The organism is Dyella humicola (assembly GCF_026283945.1).
Taxonomy (GTDB): Bacteria; Pseudomonadota; Gammaproteobacteria; order Xanthomonadales; family Rhodanobacteraceae; genus Dyella; species Dyella humicola.
This window is the reverse complement of the sequence record NZ_JAPDPC010000001.1, coordinates 2,938,750-2,956,372: the sequence shown is the minus strand read 5'-3', so window position 1 is coordinate 2,956,372 and position 17,623 is coordinate 2,938,750. Positions and strand designations below refer to the sequence as shown.

The 17,623-nt window shown below is 63.0% G+C and carries 15 protein-coding genes and 1 tRNA gene; 13 read left to right on the top strand and 3 right to left on the bottom strand.

Annotation, left to right across the window (positions count from 1 at the left end):
* Positions 1 to 67 precede the first annotated feature (67 nt).
* Together OUZ30_RS12980 and uvrA are read right to left on the bottom strand one after the other, a co-directional pair.
* On the bottom strand, positions 68 to 574 hold the full coding sequence (locus OUZ30_RS12980) for an acyl-CoA thioesterase (RefSeq protein ID WP_266182723.1): 507 nt from the start codon (positions 572 to 574) through the stop codon (positions 68 to 70).
* Positions 571 to 3,468 carry an excinuclease ABC subunit UvrA gene (uvrA, locus tag OUZ30_RS12975; RefSeq protein WP_266182722.1) on the bottom strand — a complete coding sequence of 966 codons (2,898 nt, stop codon included), beginning with the start codon at positions 3,466 to 3,468 and terminating at the stop codon, positions 571 to 573. The genes OUZ30_RS12980 and uvrA overlap by 4 nt, the downstream gene beginning before the upstream one ends.
* A gap of 172 nt (positions 3,469 to 3,640) precedes the next feature.
* Here uvrA and OUZ30_RS20355 point away from each other — a divergent pair, with 172 nt between their 5' ends.
* From OUZ30_RS20355 to cgtA, 4 genes are all read left to right on the top strand, one after another.
* On the top strand, positions 3,641 to 4,405 hold the full coding sequence (locus tag OUZ30_RS20355; RefSeq protein ID WP_283255901.1) for a DUF2059 domain-containing protein: 765 nt from the start codon (positions 3,641 to 3,643) through the stop codon (positions 4,403 to 4,405).
* A 136-nt stretch (positions 4,406 to 4,541) separates the two neighbouring features.
* Positions 4,542 to 4,856 (top strand): 50S ribosomal protein L21, encoded by a 315-nt coding sequence (rplU, locus tag OUZ30_RS12960; RefSeq protein WP_266150323.1) that lies wholly within the window; start codon positions 4,542 to 4,544, stop codon positions 4,854 to 4,856.
* A 19-nt stretch (positions 4,857 to 4,875) separates the two neighbouring features.
* A complete protein-coding gene (rpmA, locus tag OUZ30_RS12955; RefSeq protein WP_266150322.1) occupies positions 4,876 to 5,133 on the top strand; it encodes a 50S ribosomal protein L27 in 258 nt (85 codons plus the stop codon).
* Between the two features lie 177 nt (positions 5,134 to 5,310).
* Positions 5,311 to 6,390 (top strand): Obg family GTPase CgtA, encoded by a 1,080-nt coding sequence (gene cgtA / locus OUZ30_RS12950; protein ID WP_266182721.1) that lies wholly within the window; start codon positions 5,311 to 5,313, stop codon positions 6,388 to 6,390.
* A gap of 422 nt (positions 6,391 to 6,812) precedes the next feature.
* On the opposite strand, the gene rpsT is transcribed toward cgtA, so the two are convergent.
* Positions 6,813 to 7,076, bottom strand: coding sequence for a 30S ribosomal protein S20 (gene rpsT, locus OUZ30_RS12945; RefSeq protein ID WP_038616506.1), 264 nt, complete (start codon positions 7,074 to 7,076; stop codon positions 6,813 to 6,815).
* Positions 7,077 to 7,344: 268 nt separating this feature from the next.
* Here rpsT and murJ point away from each other — a divergent pair, with 268 nt between their 5' ends.
* The 9 genes from murJ (at position 7,345) to OUZ30_RS12900 (ending at position 17,621) form a co-directional block, all read left to right on the top strand.
* Positions 7,345 to 8,952 (top strand): murein biosynthesis integral membrane protein MurJ, encoded by a 1,608-nt coding sequence (murJ, locus tag OUZ30_RS12940; protein WP_266182719.1) that lies wholly within the window; start codon positions 7,345 to 7,347, stop codon positions 8,950 to 8,952.
* Positions 8,953 to 8,998: 46 nt separating this feature from the next.
* On the top strand, positions 8,999 to 9,952 hold the full coding sequence (locus OUZ30_RS12935; protein ID WP_266182718.1) for a bifunctional riboflavin kinase/FAD synthetase: 954 nt from the start codon (positions 8,999 to 9,001) through the stop codon (positions 9,950 to 9,952).
* 113 nt (positions 9,953 to 10,065) lie between these two features.
* Entirely contained in the window at positions 10,066 to 12,930 is a 2,865-nt protein-coding gene (gene ileS, locus OUZ30_RS12930) for an isoleucine--tRNA ligase (protein ID WP_266182717.1), read from the top strand.
* Between the two features lie 182 nt (positions 12,931 to 13,112).
* Positions 13,113 to 13,604 (top strand): signal peptidase II, encoded by a 492-nt coding sequence (gene lspA, locus OUZ30_RS12925; protein WP_266182716.1) that lies wholly within the window; start codon positions 13,113 to 13,115, stop codon positions 13,602 to 13,604.
* A 79-nt stretch (positions 13,605 to 13,683) separates the two neighbouring features.
* Positions 13,684 to 14,643, top strand: a complete 960-nt coding sequence (gene ispH, locus OUZ30_RS12920) for a 4-hydroxy-3-methylbut-2-enyl diphosphate reductase (protein ID WP_266182715.1) — start codon at positions 13,684 to 13,686, stop codon at positions 14,641 to 14,643.
* Between the two features lie 52 nt (positions 14,644 to 14,695).
* Positions 14,696 to 14,771 (top strand) — tRNA-Thr (locus OUZ30_RS12915).
* A gap of 331 nt (positions 14,772 to 15,102) precedes the next feature.
* Positions 15,103 to 15,630 (top strand): type IV pilus modification protein PilV, encoded by a 528-nt coding sequence (gene pilV / locus OUZ30_RS12910; RefSeq protein ID WP_266182714.1) that lies wholly within the window; start codon positions 15,103 to 15,105, stop codon positions 15,628 to 15,630.
* Positions 15,627 to 16,925, top strand: coding sequence for a PilW family protein (locus OUZ30_RS12905; protein ID WP_266182712.1), 1,299 nt, complete (start codon positions 15,627 to 15,629; stop codon positions 16,923 to 16,925). The genes pilV and OUZ30_RS12905 overlap by 4 nt, the downstream gene beginning before the upstream one ends.
* Before the next feature lie 39 nt (positions 16,926 to 16,964).
* Positions 16,965 to 17,621 carry a pilus assembly PilX family protein gene (locus OUZ30_RS12900; protein WP_266182710.1) on the top strand — a complete coding sequence of 219 codons (657 nt, stop codon included), beginning with the start codon at positions 16,965 to 16,967 and terminating at the stop codon, positions 17,619 to 17,621.
* Positions 17,622 to 17,623: the final 2 nt, after the last annotated feature.

Sequence of the window (17,623 nt, the reverse complement as noted above, 5' to 3'; positions counted from 1 at the left end):
CGGATGCCATATGAAGCTGCGGCATCCGTTGGATGACGGGATTAACCCCTAAATCGACGTGTGTCGTTCAAGCGGAAGCTTGGGCTGCATCGCGTATGGCTTGCGGCAAGCTCACGGGCTTGCCCGTGGTGGGATCCATCCACACCATCACCACGCGCCCGTCGCTGTAGACGCGGCCGTCGTTGTCGGCATCGATGATCCGATGGGCCAGCGCCATCGAACTGTTGCCGAGACGTTCGCAGGTCAGCTCCACCAGTAGCTGTGCCGGCCATTCGATCGGTCGGCGGTAGTTGATTTCGCTCGCGGCCAGCACCGGCATCGAGTGCTCGTCGAACCAGCCAGGCACGTGCTGCAGCCAGTGCAGACGCGCTTCTTCCAGGTAGGTGAGGTAGTTGGCGTTGTTAACATGATTGAAAGCGTCGAGATCGCGCCAACGCACACTGATAGGCGCAACGAACAACGGCCTTGGTTGCTTGGGCGGCGCCTCGGCTTCGGAGGGGATCGAGGCACGTTCTTCTGCCTCGATCTTGCGGGCGCGCGTGCGTTTCACGGGCGCCGTGTCGCTGGAACTCATGCAGTCTTCTTCCGTAATGCGGTTTTGCGCTTGCCGTTGCTTTCGACCTTGGCGGCCTTGGCCGGCTTCATGTCGAGGTGGGGTGCCAGGAAGTGTCCGGTATGCGAGCCAGGCGTTGCGGCCACCGTCTCCGGCGTACCCGTCACCAGGATGCGACCACCGCCGGCGCCACCTTCCGGGCCGAGATCGACCAGCCAGTCGGCGGTCTTGATCACATCGAGATTATGCTCGATCACGACCACGGTGTTGCCTTGCTCGACCAGCTGGTGCAACACGTCGAGCAACTGTTCGATATCGTGGAAGTGCAGGCCGGTTGTTGGCTCGTCGAGGATGTAAAGCGTGCGGCCGGTGTCGCGCTTGGACAGTTCCTTGGAGAGCTTCACGCGCTGCGCTTCACCTCCCGAGAGGGTCGTCGCGCTTTGGCCAAGCTTGATGTAGTCGAGGCCCACGGCACGCAGCGTTTCGAGCTTGCGTGCGATAGTCGGCACGTTCTCGAACAGCTTCAGCGCGTCTTCCACCGTCATCCCGAGCACATCGGCAATCGTGTGGCCCTTGTAATGCACCTCGAGCGTTTCGCGGTTGTAACGCTTGCCGTGGCACACGTCGCAAGGCACGTACACGTCCGGCAGGAAGTGCATTTCCACCTTGATCATGCCGTCGCCCTCGCAGGCTTCGCAGCGACCACCGCGCACGTTGAAGCTGAAACGTCCCGGCGTATAGCCGCGCGCACGCGCTTCCGGTACCTGCGCGAACATTTCGCGCAGCGGCGTGAACAGGCCGGTGTAAGTCGCGGGGTTGGAACGGGGCGTACGACCAATCGGCGACTGGTCGATGTCGACCACCTTGTCGAACAGCTCCATGCCGTCGATGGATTTGTACGGCGCGGGCTGCGTGGTGGCGCCATTCAACTCGGCGGCCGCAAGACAGAACAAGGTGTCGTTGATCAGGGTCGATTTGCCCGAGCCCGACACCCCGGTGACGCAGGTGAACAGGCCGGCGGGAATCGCCAGGTCTACGTTTTTCAGATTGTTGCCGCTGGCGCCCTTGAGGTGAAGCCACGAATCGGGATCGAGCTGCTGGCGGCGTTCTTTCGGCACTTCGATGCCGCGCTTGCCGGAAAGGAACTGGCCGGTGACCGAGCGCGGCGAGGCGAGGATGTCCTTCAGCGTACCCTGGGCCACAATTTCGCCACCGTGCACACCGGCACCCGGACCGATATCGAGCACGTGATCGGCCATGCGGATGGCATCCTCGTCGTGCTCCACCACGATGACCGTATTGCCGAGATCGCGCAGTCGGGTCAGCGTGCCGAGCAGTCGCTCGTTATCGCGCTGATGCAGGCCGATGGAGGGCTCGTCGAGCACATACATCACGCCCACCAGGCCCGCGCCGATCTGCGAGGCGAGGCGGATGCGCTGGGCCTCGCCGCCGGAGAGCGAGTCGGCCTGGCGGTCCAGGGTGAGGTAGTTGAGGCCTACGTCGTTGAGGAAGCTCAGGCGCTCGCGGATTTCCTTGACGATCTTCACGGCGATCTCACCGCGCCAACCGGTCAGCGTCAGCTTTTCGAAAAAGGCCAGCGAATCGTCGATCGAACGTGAGGTGAGCGAAGGCAAAGCATGATCGGCCACGAAGACGTTTCGCGCCGAACGGTTGAGGCGCTGACCGTGGCAATCGGGGCAGGGCTGGTCGCTGATGTACTTGGCCAGCTCTTCGCGCACGGCAGGCGATTCGGTTTCCTTATACCGGCGCTCCATGTTCGGCAGGATGCCTTCGAAGGCGTGCTCGCGCGTGACCCGACCGCCGCGTTCGGTGATGTAGCGGAACGCGATCTTGTCCTTGCCGCTGCCGAACAGGATGGCCTTCTGTACATCGTTGGACAGGTTCTGCCAGGGCGCATCGACGTCGAAACCGTAATGCGCACCCAGCGACAGGATCAGCTGGAAGTAGTGCGCGTTGCGGCGATCCCAGCCGCGCACCGCGCCGCCGGAGAGTGACAGTTCGGGATGGCCCACCACGCGTGCAGCATCGAACACCTGGGTGACGCCCAGGCCGTCGCAAGTCGGACAGGCGCCCACGGGCGAGTTGAACGAGAACAGGCGCGGCTCGAGTTCCGGCAGCGAGTAATCACAGACCGGGCAGGAGTAGCGCGAGGACAGCAACTGCTCGGGCGCCTTCGCATCGTCCATATCTGCCAGGATCACCAGCCCATCGCCCAGCCGTAAAGCGGTTTCAAACGATTCGGCCAGGCGCTGCTTGATGTCGTCACGCGGACGGAAGCGGTCGATTACCGCTTCGATGGTGTGCTTCTGGCGCAGCGTGAGCGGCGGCACGGCGTCGAGGTCGTAGACCGTACCGTCGACACGGGCGCGCACGAAACCTTGCGCGCGCAACTGGTCGAACACCTGCACATGCTCGCCCTTGCGCTCACGAATCACTGGCGCCAGCAGCATGAAGCGCTTCTCGGGGTCGAGCGCCAGCGTGGCATCGACCATCTGGCTCACCGTCTGCGCTTCCAGCGGTATGCCATGGTCGGGGCAACGCGGCGTGCCCACACGTGCATAGAGCAGGCGCAGGTAGTCGTACACCTCGGTAATCGTGCCCACGGTGGAACGCGGATTGTGCGAAGTGGACTTCTGTTCGATCGAAATCGCCGGGGAAAGACCTTCGATGTGGTCCACGTCCGGCTTTTCCATCATCGACAAGAATTGCCGCGCGTAAGCCGAAAGCGATTCAACATACCGCCGCTGACCTTCCGCGTAGATCGTGTCGAATGCCAGCGACGATTTGCCAGAGCCTGACAGGCCAGTGATCACGATCAGCCGGTCGCGGGGCAGGTCCAGGTCGATGTTTTTAAGGTTATGCGTGCGCGCGCCGCGTATGCGGATGGTGTCCATGACGCCCGGGGTTTGGGGAAAAGTGTACTATACCAAACTAATCAGGTTAGTTATTACCTGCCCGTTAGTTGCCACTGGGCTCGAAGCCCCCATCTTCAGGGAGGGCCGGCCCGACTATGGCTTAATAGACTTTTGGCCGATCCAGGCCTTAGTGAATGACAGAGAGTTGCGGATGAGTAAGTTGACACGATGGGGCGCCACGCTGGCGCTGGCGATATGCGGGGGGCAGGCCATGGCTTCGACCACCCCGGCTAGCGAAGCGCAGGTACGCCAGCTGATGGAGGTCGTTGGCGTGGGCAAGATGCTCAGCCAGATGAACTCGCAGGCGGTAAGCACGATGCAGCAGTCGATGCCTTGTGTGCCTGCCGATTTCTGGCAGAACTACATGGATGCCAACCAGACCCAGCAATTCATCGGCCGCCTGGTGCCTGTCTACCAGCACCATTTCACGTCTGACGAACTGGACGGCATGCTGAAGTTCTACCGCTCCCCCCTGGGCCAGAAGGTCATCAACGAGATGCCTACCACGATGGCCGAGGCCAATCAGGCTGGCCAGCAGTGGAGTCATGAGCGCAGCGACCAGATGATCGCCGAGCTGAAACAGATGGGCAGCCTGGATGCCGGCGGCCGCTGCCCGGCCAAGCTTGCCTCCACCGGCGCTGGTGCAGGCGTTGCCGGGCTTTCGGGAGCTGCCGTGGCGAAGGCGACGGACGATGCTGCCGAGGCCGCTCCGGCCAAAGCCGCTACCAAGGCGAAAGCGAAACCCTCGGCCAAGAAGACGACCAAGGTACCGGTCAAGAAGCCCGTGACCAAGACGCCAGCCAAGACGGAAGCGAAAACGGACGCCAAGGCAGATGCAAAGCCCGCTGCCAAGGCCGATGCCGGCACAGCGCCGGCCAAGGCCCCGGCCCAGCCGGCGCCTCAGAACGGTCTGTGAACGGCGTGCGCGGTGCACAGATCGGTCGGTGGTCAGTAATTGACCAGCGCCGGATAGGCTCGCTATAATCCGCAGTTCGCCGGTGACGGTTTGTGCCTGGCGAACCCAAGAGAATAACGACAGAAGGGATAATCCCATGAGTTACGCAGTCATCAAGACCGGTGGCAAGCAGTACCGCGTTCAGCAGGGCGATGTCCTGCGCGTGGAGCTGTTGAACGCCGAAGAAGGCGCCGCCATCAATTTCGACCAGGTTCTGCTGGTTGGTGCCGGTGAGTCGATCACCGTTGGCGCGCCCACCGTGGCCGGTGCCACGGTCAGCGCTACCGTGCGTAAGCACGGCCGTGCCGACAAGATCCGCATCATCAAGTTCCGCCGCCGCAAGCACCACAAGAAGCAGCAGGGACATCGTCAGCATTTCACCGAAGTCGAGATCACGGGCATCAACGCCTGAGCAACTGGAGCACTAAGTCATGGCACATAAAAAAGGCGTAGGTTCCAGCCGCAACGGTCGCGATTCGAACCCGAAGTACCTCGGCGTGAAGATCTACGGTGGCCAGGCCATCGAAGCCGGCAACATCATCGTTCGCCAGCGCGGCACGCAGTTCCACCCGGGTACCGGCGTGGGTCTGGGTCGTGATCACACCTTGTTCGCACTGGTCGACGGTACCGTAGAGTTCAAGGTCCGTGGCCCGCAGAACCGCAGGTTCGTCAGCGTCGTCAAGGGCTAAGTCCTTTCGATGCGGCAGCGAAGGCCCCGCTTCGGCGGGGCTTTTCGTTTGTTTTGCAGATAAATCGGCAAGAGTGGATAGCGAGGGTTGAGCTGGCGTTTGCCGGTGTTTTACCGCCTACGGGCCCGCAACGCGCTTACCCTTTACCGTTAACCGATCACTACTACGGTCCTTGATATGAAATTTGTCGACGAAGCCATCATCAAGGTCCAGGCCGGTGACGGCGGCAACGGTTGCATCAGCTTCCGTCGCGAAAAATTCATCCCCTTTGGCGGCCCTGACGGCGGCGATGGCGGTAGCGGCGGCTCGATCTGGCTGGTGGCCGACGAAGGCCTCAATACGCTGATCGACTTCCGTCACCAGCGCGTGTTCAAGGCCGAGCGCGGCCAGAACGGCATGGGCAGCCAGATGTACGGCAAGGGTGGCGAAGACACCTATGTCCGCGTGCCAGTGGGCACGGTGATCACCAACGTCGACACCGACGAGACCATCGGCGACCTCACCCAGCACGGCCAGCGCCTGCTGGTGGCGCAGGGTGGCAAGGGTGGACTGGGCAATATCCACTTCAAGAGCTCGGTGAATCGGGCACCGCGCAAGTCCACGCCGGGTACGCCGGGCGATGCGCGCGAACTGAAGATGGAGCTCAAGCTGCTGGCCGATGTGGGTCTGCTGGGCTTCCCGAATGCCGGCAAGTCGACCTTTATCCGCGCCGTGTCGGCGGCGACGCCGCGGGTGGCCGATTACCCGTTCACCACGCTGCATCCGAACCTGGGCGTGGTCAGCCTGGGCACCGACCAGAGTTTCGTCATCGCCGATATTCCCGGCCTTATCGAAGGCGCGGCGGACGGAGCGGGTCTGGGTATCCAGTTCCTGCGCCATGTGTCGCGGACCCGTCTGCTGCTGCATGTGGTCGATATCGCGCCGCTGGACGAGTCCGATCCGGTTGATCAGGTGCATGCGATCGAGCAGGAGCTGATCAAGTTCGATCCCGAGCTGTTCGAGCGTCCGCGCTGGCTGGTGTTGAACAAGGCGGACGTGCTGCCGGAAGATGAGCGCCAGGCCGTGGCCGAGGACATCGTCCAGCGCCTGGGCTGGACCCAGCCCTGGTTCCTGGTGTCGGCCATCGCCCGCGAGAACACCATGCCGGTATGCCAGCAGGTGCAGCGCTTCCTCGAGGCGCAGCACCTGGCGCACCAAGAGCGCAGCGATATGGTGCCGGGTGACGTGCGCCTGCGCGGGGAAGGGGCGGCAGAGTAATCGCGCCACATCCTCATGATTGAAAGGGCGGCCATTGGCCGCCTTTCTTTTTGCTCGTCATGCCCGCGAAAGCGGGAATCCAGTGAGCGGAGCCCCAAGTGAGGCCGCGGATGGCCCGGTGATTGCGATGGATCCGCAAGCCCGATACATCAAAGGCACTGGATTCCCGCTTGACCAGCCCTTCGGCTGTTGAGAGCCGCGGGAATGACGGTGCCATTGATTTGCGTGCGAGGGTTTCAGTGGAGCTAAAGCAGCACCTTCGCCGGCCCCGCACTTAGACAACATAAAAAAGCCGGCTTTTGCCGGCCCCGCGCTTAGACAACACAAAAAAGCCGGCTTTCGCCGGCCCCGCGCTTAGACAACACAAAAAAGCCGGCTTTCGCCGGCTTTTTCGCCAACCCAAAAATCGCTTAAATGCTGGCTTACGCCAGCTCGCGGATCTTGGCGTTGAGGCGGCTCTTATGGCGAGCAGCCTTGTTCTTGTGGATCAGGCCACGAGCGGCATAGCGGTCCATGACCGGCTGCGCGGCGGCAAACGCCTCGACGGCAGCAGCCTTGTCCTTATTCTCGATCGCCTTGACGACCTTCTTGAGTGCGGTGCGCACCATGGAACGGGCGCTGACGTTGCGCAGGCGGCGCTGCTCGGACTGGCGCGCGCGCTTCTTCGCGGACTTGATGTTGGCCAAGGTAGAACTCCGGAATTGCTGGGTTGGAAAAAGACGGCGATTATGCGGCCAATGCGCCGTAGCGTCAACAGCTTAGCTGTTTGTCAAGGCGCCAAACCTGGCGTAGCGCCTTCTGAAAGGCGCAAAAAGGTGAACAGGTGGCCCGCATTATGCCATGTCTGAGCTGTCATCTCGCCATCGCTGGCTGTCAGACTATGCGCCTTCCCGGGCAGGGGGTCGAGTTCCGACACGGCCTGGCTCCCATTCAAGCAAAGGCACCGTCAGAGGCATGAAGTCTCCCAGCATGTTCCGTGGGCTGCTGTCGTTCAGCAGCATGACCATGATTTCGCGCGTACTCGGTCTGGTCCGGGATATGTCCATCAATGCGGTATTCGGCGCGAATGCCGCGACGGACGCATTCTGGGTGGCATTCCGCATTCCCAACTTCATGCGCCGCCTGTTCGCCGAGGGTTCGTTCTCCACGGCCTTTGTGCCGGTTTTCACCGAGGTGAAGGAAAAGCGCAGCCACGAGGATCTCAAGCAGCTGATGTCTCGCGTCTCAGGGACGCTTGGGGCCGTTTTGCTGGTGGTTACCGCGCTGGGCGTGATCTTTGCACCCCAGGTGGCCACGCTGTTTTCACAGGGTGCGGCCGATACGCCGGAAAAGTTCACGCTGACCGCTGATCTACTGCGGCTGACCTTCCCGTTTCTGCTGTTCGTGTCCCTGACCGCCTTGTCGGGCGGTGCGCTCAATAGCTTCCACCGTTTCGCCTTGCCGGCGCTGACGCCGGTGATCCTCAATCTGTGCATGATCGGCGGTGCGCTGTGGTTGTCGCGGCGGATCGAGCCGCCGATCATGGCGATGGGTTGGGCGATCCTGGCGGCCGGCATCCTGCAGCTGCTGTTTCAGCTGCCTGCGCTGCGTGGCCTGGATCTGCTGACCTTGCCGCGCTGGGGCTGGAGCCATCCGGATGTGCGCCGGATTCTCAGGCTGATGGTGCCGACCCTGTTCGGGTCCTCGGTGGCGCAGATCAACCTGTTGCTGGATACGGTGATTGCGGCCTATTTGATGACGGGCTCGCAGAGCTGGCTGTCGCAGGCCGATCGCTTTCTGGAATTGCCTCTGGGCCTATTCGGCGTGGCGCTGGGTACGGTGATCCTGCCGTCGCTGTCGCGCCACCACGTCACCACGGATCGGGATGGTTTCTCCAAGGCGCTGGACTGGGGTTTGCGCACGACCTTGCTGATCGCAGTTCCCGCCATGTTTGCGCTGATGCTGCTGGCCAAGCCGCTGGTGGCGACGCTGTTCCAGCACGGGCAGTTCACCCCGTTTGATACACGCATGGCGACGCTGTCCATCACGGCGCTCAGTTTCGGCTTGCCGGCGTTTGCCCTGGTCAAGGTGGTGTTGCCGGCGTTCTACGCACGCCAGGACACCAGGACGCCGGTGCGCGCTGGTGTGGCCTCGCTGGTGGCGAACATGGTGTTCAACCTGCTGTTCCTGCTGCTGCTGTTTAGCCTGTGGGCGACGCCGGCGCAGAAGCAACTGCCATGGCTGGCGGCGCTGGCCGCGGTGCCTGGCCTGCATATGGCGCTGGGCATGGCCAGTGCGCTGGCCAGCTACATCAACCTGGGCCTGCTGTGGCGCTGGCTGCGCCACGCCGGGGTGTATCAGCGCCAGCCGGGCTGGGCCCGACACATGCTGCGCCTGGCGCTGTCCTGCGCGGTGATGATTGCCGTCTTGCTGCTGGGCATGTGGATCTGGCCGGACTGGACCGCCGCCTCGAAATGGACCCGCGTCTGGCGTCTGGCGGTGCTGGTAGCGGCGGGCGGCGGCGCCTATGTCGTCACCCTGTTTGCTGCCGGATTCCGCATGCGTGAACTTCGCGGCGTGTGACAGTTAAGCGAGGCGGGGCGGGCATTGCAGCCGCTATACTCGCTGAATGATGAGACTTTCCAGGGATGTTGCCGGCACCTGTCTGGCTCCCGGCGGCAGCGTGGTTGCGGTCGGCGCGTTCGATGGCCTGCATCGAGGCCACCAGGCCTTGCTGGCGGAGGTGCGCGCCCGCGCGACCGAACGCAAGCTGACGCCGGTGGTGGTGAGCTTCGAGCCACTGCCGCGGGCCTACTTTTCGCCTGAGCCGGTGCCACGGCTTTCCAGCGTGCGCGAGAAGCTGCTTGGTTTCGACGCGGCCGGGATGGAGCACGTCCTGCTGCTGCGTTTCAATCATGCGTTGACGGAGATGTCGGCCGAGGATTTCTTGCAGCGCGTGCTGGTTGACCGGATTGGCGCGCGTGAAGTCTGGGTTGGTGGCGACTTCCGCTTCGGTCACAAGCGTGGCGGCGATGTGGCCATGTTGCAAAGGCTGGGTGCTGAAAAGGGGTTCGTTGCCCGCACGATGCCGCCCGTGTTGCTGGATGGTGCACGGATTTCCGCCACGCGCGTGCGCATGCTGCTGGCGGCGGGCGAGTTCGCCGGCGCGGCCCCGCTGCTTGGCCGTCCGTTCGTGATCGAGGGCAAGGTGGAATACGGTCACCAGCTGGGGCGAACGCTGGGCTACCCCACTGCCAATATTCATCTGCGCGAGCGCACCAGCCCGGTGCATGGCATCTTCGCCGTGCGCGTGGGTCTGGGTGAGAGCGAATGCAGTTGGCCCGGCGTGGCCAGCCTCGGCATAAGGCCGACCATCAATGAAGTCGCCGAGCCGCTGCTGGAAGTCCATCTGTTCGATTTCGATGGCGATCTTTACGGCCAGCGCATGGCGGTGGAGTTCGTGGCCAAGCTGCGTGACGAGCTGAAATTCGATGATCTGGACGCGCTAAAGGCGCAGATGGCGCACGACTCGCGCCAGGCACGCGAGCTGCTGGGCATGAATCCGCGCCTCAGCGAGGCGTAAGCGCCCCAAATCCGGTAACGTTGGCGCTTTCGCCATGTCGATGGCGACCCCAACAGCAATGAGCAACGGCGCCGGCATGTCCGCGCCAGGCACAACCCGACGGCATTCAGGCAATGACTCAGGATTACAAGCACACCATCAACCTGCCGCAGACGGAATTCTCGATGCGCGGCGACCTGCCCAAGCGCGAGCCGAAATGGCTGGCCGATTGGGAGCAGGTGGGCCGCTACGCGCAAATTCAGCAGCGCGCTGCCGAGCGCGACAAGGTATTCGTGCTCCATGATGGCCCGCCGTACGCGAACGGTGCCATCCACCTGGGCCATGCCGTCAACAAGGTGCTGAAGGACGTGGTGGTGAAGTCGCGCCTACTGGCCGGCTACCGTGCGCCGTACGTGCCCGGCTGGGACTGCCATGGCCTGCCGATCGAGATCGCGGTCGAAAAGAAATTCGGCAAGGCGGGCGACAAACTTGACGCTGCCGCGTTCCGCCAGAAGTGCCGCGAATATGCGCAGCAGCAGATCGACCTGCAGCGCACCGATTTCAAGCGCCTGGGCGTGCTGGGTGACTGGGACCATCCGTACCGCACGATGGATTTCAAGTACGAGGCCGACATGGTGCGTGCGCTGGCAAAGATCGTCGCCAACGGCCACGTCGTGCGCGGCGCCAAGCCGGTGTATTGGTGTTTCGATTGCGGCTCCGCGCTGGCCGAGGCCGAGATCGAATACGCCGACAAGGTTTCGCCGGCGGTCGACGTCGCTTATGACGCGATCGATCCCAAGGCCTTGGCGCAGAAATTCGGCGTCGATGCGGGCGAGGCCATCGTGGCCGTACCGATCTGGACCACCACGCCGTGGACCCTGCCGGAAAGCCTGGCCGTCTCGCTCGGTGAGGAACTGGAATATGCGCTGATCGAAGTCCAGCCGCGCGACGGCCGCCGCGTGTTGCTGGTGGTCGCCAGTGCCCTTGCCGAGAAGGCTTCGCACCGTTATGGCCTGGAGCAGGCGAACGTGCTCGGCCACGCCGCCGGCCAAGCGCTGGAAGGCGTGCTGTTGCAGCACCCGTTCTACCCGCGCGCAGTGCCGGTGCTGCTCGGCGAGCACGTCTCTGCCGAAGACGGTACCGGCGCCGTGCATACCTCGCCCGACCACGGCGTGGAAGACTTCGTGGTATCGCGCAAGTACGGCATCGAGACGCTCAACTACATCGAGAGTCGCGGCACCTATCGTGCCGACACACCGGCCGCGGTGGATGGCACGGTCATCGCCGGCCTGCATGTGTGGAAGGCCAACGATGCGATCGTCGACCTGCTGCGCCGCCAGGGCGTGCTGTTGGCGTTCGCCAGGATCGAACACAGTTATCCGCATTGCTGGCGCCACAAGACGCCGGTGATCTTCCGCACCACGCCGCAGTGGTTCATCAGCATGGAGCAGCAGGGGCTGCGCCAGACTGCGCTCGATGCGATCAAGCAGGTGCGCTGGGTGCCAGGCTGGGGTGAAGAACGTATTGCCGGCATGGTCAGCGATCGTCCCGACTGGTGCATCTCGCGCCAGCGTACCTGGGGCGTGCCGATCGCGTTGTTTGTGCACAAGGCGACGCAGGAACCGCATCCGGACAGCGTCGCCTTGATGGAACAGGTGGCCAAGCGCATGGAGCAGGGCGGCATCGACGCCTGGTATGCGCTGGAGCCAGCCGAATTGCTGGGCGACCAGGCCAAGGACTACGAGAAGGTCCTGGACGTGCTCGACGTCTGGTTCGACTCCGGTGTCAGCCACTTCGCCGTGATTGGCCAGCGTCCCGAGCTGCAACAGGGCAACGCGGACAGCTACAAGGTGATGTACTTGGAAGGCTCGGACCAGCATCGTGGCTGGTTCCAGTCGTCGCTGCTCACCTCGGCGGCCATGTTTGCGCGCGCGCCGTACCAGGACGTGCTCACTCACGGTTTCACCGTGGATGCGCAGGGTCGCAAGATGTCCAAGTCGCTGGGCAACGGCATCGAGCCGCAGGACATCATGAAGACGCTGGGCGCGGACATCCTGCGCCTGTGGATCTGCTCGACCGACTACCGCAACGAGATGTCGCTGTCCGACGAGATCCTCAAGCGCGTGTCCGATACCTATCGTCGTATCCGCAACACGGCGCGCTTCCTGCTCGGCAATCTGGATGGCTTCGATCCGAGCAAGCACCTGGTGCCGGTGGAGCAGAGCCTGCTGCTGGACCAGTGGGCGGTGCAGCAGGCGTATGACGTGCAGCAGGCAGTCGCAGCGGCGTACGACCGCTACGACTTCCCCGAGATCGTGCAGCGCGTGCAGAATTACTGCACCAACGAACTCGGTGCGCTGTATCTGGATATCACCAAGGATCGCCTCTACACGATGCCGACCGACAGCCATGGTCGTCGCAGCGCGCAGAGCGCGATGTACCGCATCGCCGAAGCGCTGGTGCGCTGGCTGGCGCCGGTGTTGACGTTCACCGCCGAGGAGATTTGGCAGAACCTGCCGGGCCAGCGCAGCGAAAGCGTGCTGTTCGAAACCTGGTACGACGGCCTTGGCGCCACGCAGAGTTCGCCAGAGCAGCGTCGCTACTGGTCCGACCTGCTGGCCATCCGTGACACCGCTTCGCGCGTGCTCGAAGGCATGCGCAAGGGCGAGCAGATTGGCGCGTCGCTGGAAGCAAAGCTGGCGATCCACGCCGATCAGGCCATCGTGTCGCGTTATGCACCAGTGGCCTCCGAGCTGCGCTTCTTCTTCATCACCTCGGAGCTGCGCATGGATCTGGCCGGTGGCCAGCCAGCAGACGCCGTGCTGACCGAGCTGGAAGGCGCCGACGTCTGGGTCTCGGCCACGGTGAGCGACGCCGCCAAGTGCGTGCGCTGCTGGCACCGCCGTGATGACGTCGGCACGCACGCCGCGCATCTGGAGCTGTGCGATCGCTGCATCAGCAATGTGGAAGGCCCGGGCGAAGACCGCCGCTGGTTCTAGTTAGCTTTCTTCCTCTCCCCTCCGGGGAGAGGACCGAGGTGAGGGGCGGGTGCTCGCGACGAGCTTGCAAGGAAAGTCGCTTGGCTCTCTCTTGTCGCAGGATTGGCCCCTAACCCCAGCCTTCTCTCCGATGGGACTTGCCCGGAGGAGAGAGGGATTCAACTCCTCCTAACGACTCGCCTATGAACCCCAAACCCAACGCACTTTCCTGGCTGTGGCTATCGTTAGCTGTCATCGTGCTCGACCAGCTCAGCAAATGGTGGGCACTGGGTGCGTTGCAGCCGGCGGGTGTGCCGCATCCGGTCATTCTGGGCCTGCTCAACTGGACCTTGGCTTTCAATACCGGTGCGGCCTTCAGTTTCCTGGCGAGCAGCGCGGGCTGGCAGCGTTGGTTCTTCGTACTGCTGGCCCTGGTGATCACCAGCGTGCTGGTCGTGTGGCTGGCACGCACGCCGCGCCGAGACTGGCGCACGGCCTTGCCGCTCGGTCTCATTGTCGGTGGCGCGCTAGGCAACCTGATCGACCGCCTGCATGCGGCCCAAGTCACCGATTTCATCCAGGTGTACTACCGCGAGTGGAGCTACCCGGTATTCAACCTGGCCGACTGCGGCATCACCGTGGGCGCCGTCATGCTGATCGTGTTCGGCCTGTTCACGGGCAAGGCCAAGGCCTGAGCGCCCCCTAACGTGCCCCCGGGCGGGCCGTGCGATAATGCGGGCCTGTCAGTCGACCAATTCCAGGTTCGGAGCCTCCGTGGATATCCTGCTCGCCAACCCCCGTGGATTTTGCGCCGGCGTGGACCGCGCCATCGCCATCGTCGAGCGTGCGCTCGAATCCTATGGCGCGCCGATCTACGTGCGGCATGAAGTGGTGCATAACCGCTACGTGGTCGACAAGCTGCGCGCCGATGGCGCGGTGTTCGTGGAAGAGCTGCACGAGGTGCCCGATGGCGCCACCGTCATCTTCAGCGCCCATGGTGTTTCCAAAGCCGTGCGCGAAGAGGCCGACCAACGCAAGCTCAACGTATTCGACGCCACCTGTCCGCTGGTCACCAAGGTCCATATGGAAGTCGCGCGGCTGGGACGCCTGGGACGTAGCGTCGTGCTGATCGGCCACGCCGGCCATCCGGAAGTCGAAGGCACCATGGGGCAGTGGAACCCGGCCAATACGGGCGAAATCCTGCTGGTCGAGTCGGTGGAGTGCGTGGCTGCGCTGGAACCGAAGTTCCCGCATGAGCTTTCCTACGTCACCCAGACCACGCTGTCGGTGGATGACACCAAGGCGATCATTGCCGCGTTGCGCGAGAAATTCGCGGACATTGAAGGACCGCGCAAGGACGACATCTGCTACGCCACCCAGAATCGCCAGGATGCCGTGCGCCGCCTGGCCGATGCGGTGGATCTGATGCTGGTGGTCGGTTCGGTGAACAGTTCCAATTCCAATCGCCTGCGCGAGCTGGCTGAGAAGCAGGGCGTGCGCTCCTATCTGATCGACGGCGCCGAACACATCGAGCGCAGTTGGCTCGATGGTGTCACGCGCATTGGCCTGACAGCCGGCGCCTCGGCGCCCGAGAAGCTCGTTCGCGACGTGATCGCGCGCCTGCAGTCCTGGGGCGCGGGCGCGGTGCGCGAACTGGACGGCGAACCGGAAACCATCACCTTCGCGCTGCCAAAGGAACTGCGCATGGTCGGCAGTTCTTCCGCGAGTCTGTAAGCGCGAACGGCTTGCACGGTTTCCCTCAGCTCCGTAGAATTAGCGGTTCCTCGCCGGAATAGCTCAGTTGGTAGAGCGGCGCATTCGTAATGCGTAGGTCGTAGGTTCGATTCCTATTTCCGGCACCAGCTTCAACACAAAGGCCCGCGCAAGCGGGCCTTTGTGTTTTCGTCCAAGCGGCACAAATGTCGACCTGGTTCTGCTTGGCGGCGGAGTGCGAACGGCACGTGCGTGTCACCACACGATCGGCAACATGTTGCGAATTTGGCGCGTAGGCTTTTTATGCAATTGGTCGCAATTGACTGATTTAAATCATGTTTGTCCTTTCGTGTGATCTTTGTCTCGGTTGAATCGCAAGAACATGCCGTTTGTCGGACGTTTCATACCGCTCGTCATCGCAAATATTTACGCGCGAATTCATCTGACTAAAGTCCCCTGACGGCACCAGGGAGACCCGATATGCAGGCACGTTCGCGACAGCGCGGCATCTCGCTCATCGAGGTGCTCATGGCTGTGCTGATCTTCAGTGTTGGCCTGATTGGATTGGCTGGCCTGATGGTGATGGCGGCGCGCTCCAATCACGCGGCTTACCTGCGCACCCAGGTGACGTTTCTCGCCGGCAACATGGCCGATCGGATGCGAGCCAATCCGATGGGGTTGTGGAACGGCGCGTACAACGCCACCGGCTACCCGACATCCACCAAGCAGACGTGCAGCAAGGCCTCGCCATGCTCGCCCGCGCAGGTCGCCGTGCGTGATCAATATGAGTGGAGTCAGCTGCTCAAGACACTGTTGCCCGATGCACACGCAACGATCAGCTGCACGGGCACGGCCGGTCTCGGCTACGACCCGACGCCGCAGATGGGCATGCGACCACCTTATGGCGGTATCTGCGCCATGACCATCACCTGGACCGAGCGCAAGGTGATCGCCACGGGCGCCAGTGATCCGCCGACGCAATCGTTTGCCTGGGAGTTCCAGCCATGATCAGGCCACGCTTGCGCGTTGATCAATGCGGCGTGACGCTGGTCGAGCTGATGATAGCCATGGTGCTTGGCCTGCTCGTGTCTGGCGGCATCATCACCGTGTTCCTGACCACTTCACACAGCAATCGCGTGCAGAACCAGCTGGCGCGGCTGCAGGAGGAGGGGCGGTATGCGATGGGTCGTCTGGTCGGCGATCTACGCATGGCTAATGGCCACTACTGCGCGAACACCGGTGGCCTCGCCAACCAGACATCCAGTGGCCTGCTGCTCGACGGCTTGCGTTCACCCATGGTGTACGCCAATAACCTGGTGGGCGCGATGAGCGACGTGACCACGAACTGGGGCGCGTCTCCCTATCCCGCCAAGCCGACGTCGCCTTACTACTTCCCATCGTTTCTAGCCATGCGTGGTTATGACTGCACGCGTACGAGCTGCACGCCGGCGGTAAGCAAGGTTCCCAACATGGGCACGAACGTCGACAGCCGCGTAGTTGGCTCGAGTGTCCTCACCCTGCGCTATCTCGATTCGTCCAAGGGTTGGGCGCTGGGCGGCACCAACAGCACGGTGACCACGGACGCGGATGGCACGGTGGCCGCCATCGATCTGAAGCAAGGTCGGGGCGAGCCGCCCGTCACCGATTTCGAAACCGGTGATCTGGCGATGCTGGCGAACTGTTCCAGTGCGGCAGTCTTTGCCGTCGACGGTGGCGGTGCCCGGATCTCACCTGTGGCGGTGAGCACGGCACTCGATGGCAACACCGGCAAGCCAGTGGCGTTGCAGCCGCAATCCGCGCCGCGCCTGTTCGACTTCAAGAAGGATTTCCTCACCGTCACCTATTACCTGAAGGTGGTGGCGAACGACGATGGCAGCACCACCGGAGCACTGATCCGTCGACTCAATGGCAGGGACAGCGAGCTGGTCCGCGGTGTTGAGCGACTGGATTTCCTCTACGGCGTGGAGGACAGCAACGGCAATACGAGTTATCTCACCGCCACGCAGATCGATAGCGGAACGAACTGTCCGCCGTCGGTGCCGGTAAAGCTGGGCACCGATCCGGGCTGCCTGTGGCGCGGTGTGAAGAGTATTGAGGTGCGCATTCTTATGAGCGGCCAGCAAGCGCTGCCGACGCTGGCCGCGAGCGACACCAGGTACACCTATGCGTCGGACGGCATCACCGAGCCCAGGCTGCCTGGTGATGCTGGCCGTTCCGTCACGCCCGCCCAGCAGGGATTTGACGATCGCATGCTTCGGCGCGAATTCAGTGCGCTCGTCGCGCTTCGCAATTACAACCCCTGAGCTTGCGCGTGGCCGCGAGGGCGCGATGAGGAATCCATGATGACGTCACGTTTCTCCAGATGGTCCACGCGTTCCGGCCCGCACGCTCAGCACGGCGTGGTGCTGGTGGTGGCGCTGATTTTTCTGCTGCTGCTGACCATGCTTGCGATCAGTGCTTCCGGTCGCTCGTTGCTGCAGGAGCGAATGGCGGGCGGCCTGCGCAACAACCAGATGGCCGAGATGGCAGCCGAAACGGCGTTGCGCGGCGCGGAGTGGAAATTGTGGAAAGCCGGCGGGCAGGGTGGCGTGAGCTGTGGCACCTCCGTGATCTCCGAGTGCTACGTGTTCGACGCGGCGAGTCCGGTCAACGACGTCGTCGAATTCCGCACGAGTGGTGGATGGGTGACGGCTGGCTCGACCGAATACAAGGGTGAAAGCGGGGGGCATGACTACACCAGCCCCAGTTCGGTCGGTTTCTCCGCGGAGCATAAGTTGATTGCCGCATTGGCACGCAATCCGCGCTACCTGATCGAGGATCTCGGCCCGGAGTTGCCGCCAGGTGCGGGCGGGCAGCACGAATCCGGCGTCACCAGTAGCACGGGCACGGGAGCATCCAACCCAGGCACGCATATCTATCGCATCACGGCGCGTGGTGTCGGTGGCAATGAAAACGCCGTGAGGGTGCTCGAGTCCACCTTCGGCGCGAAGAGCAACTGACA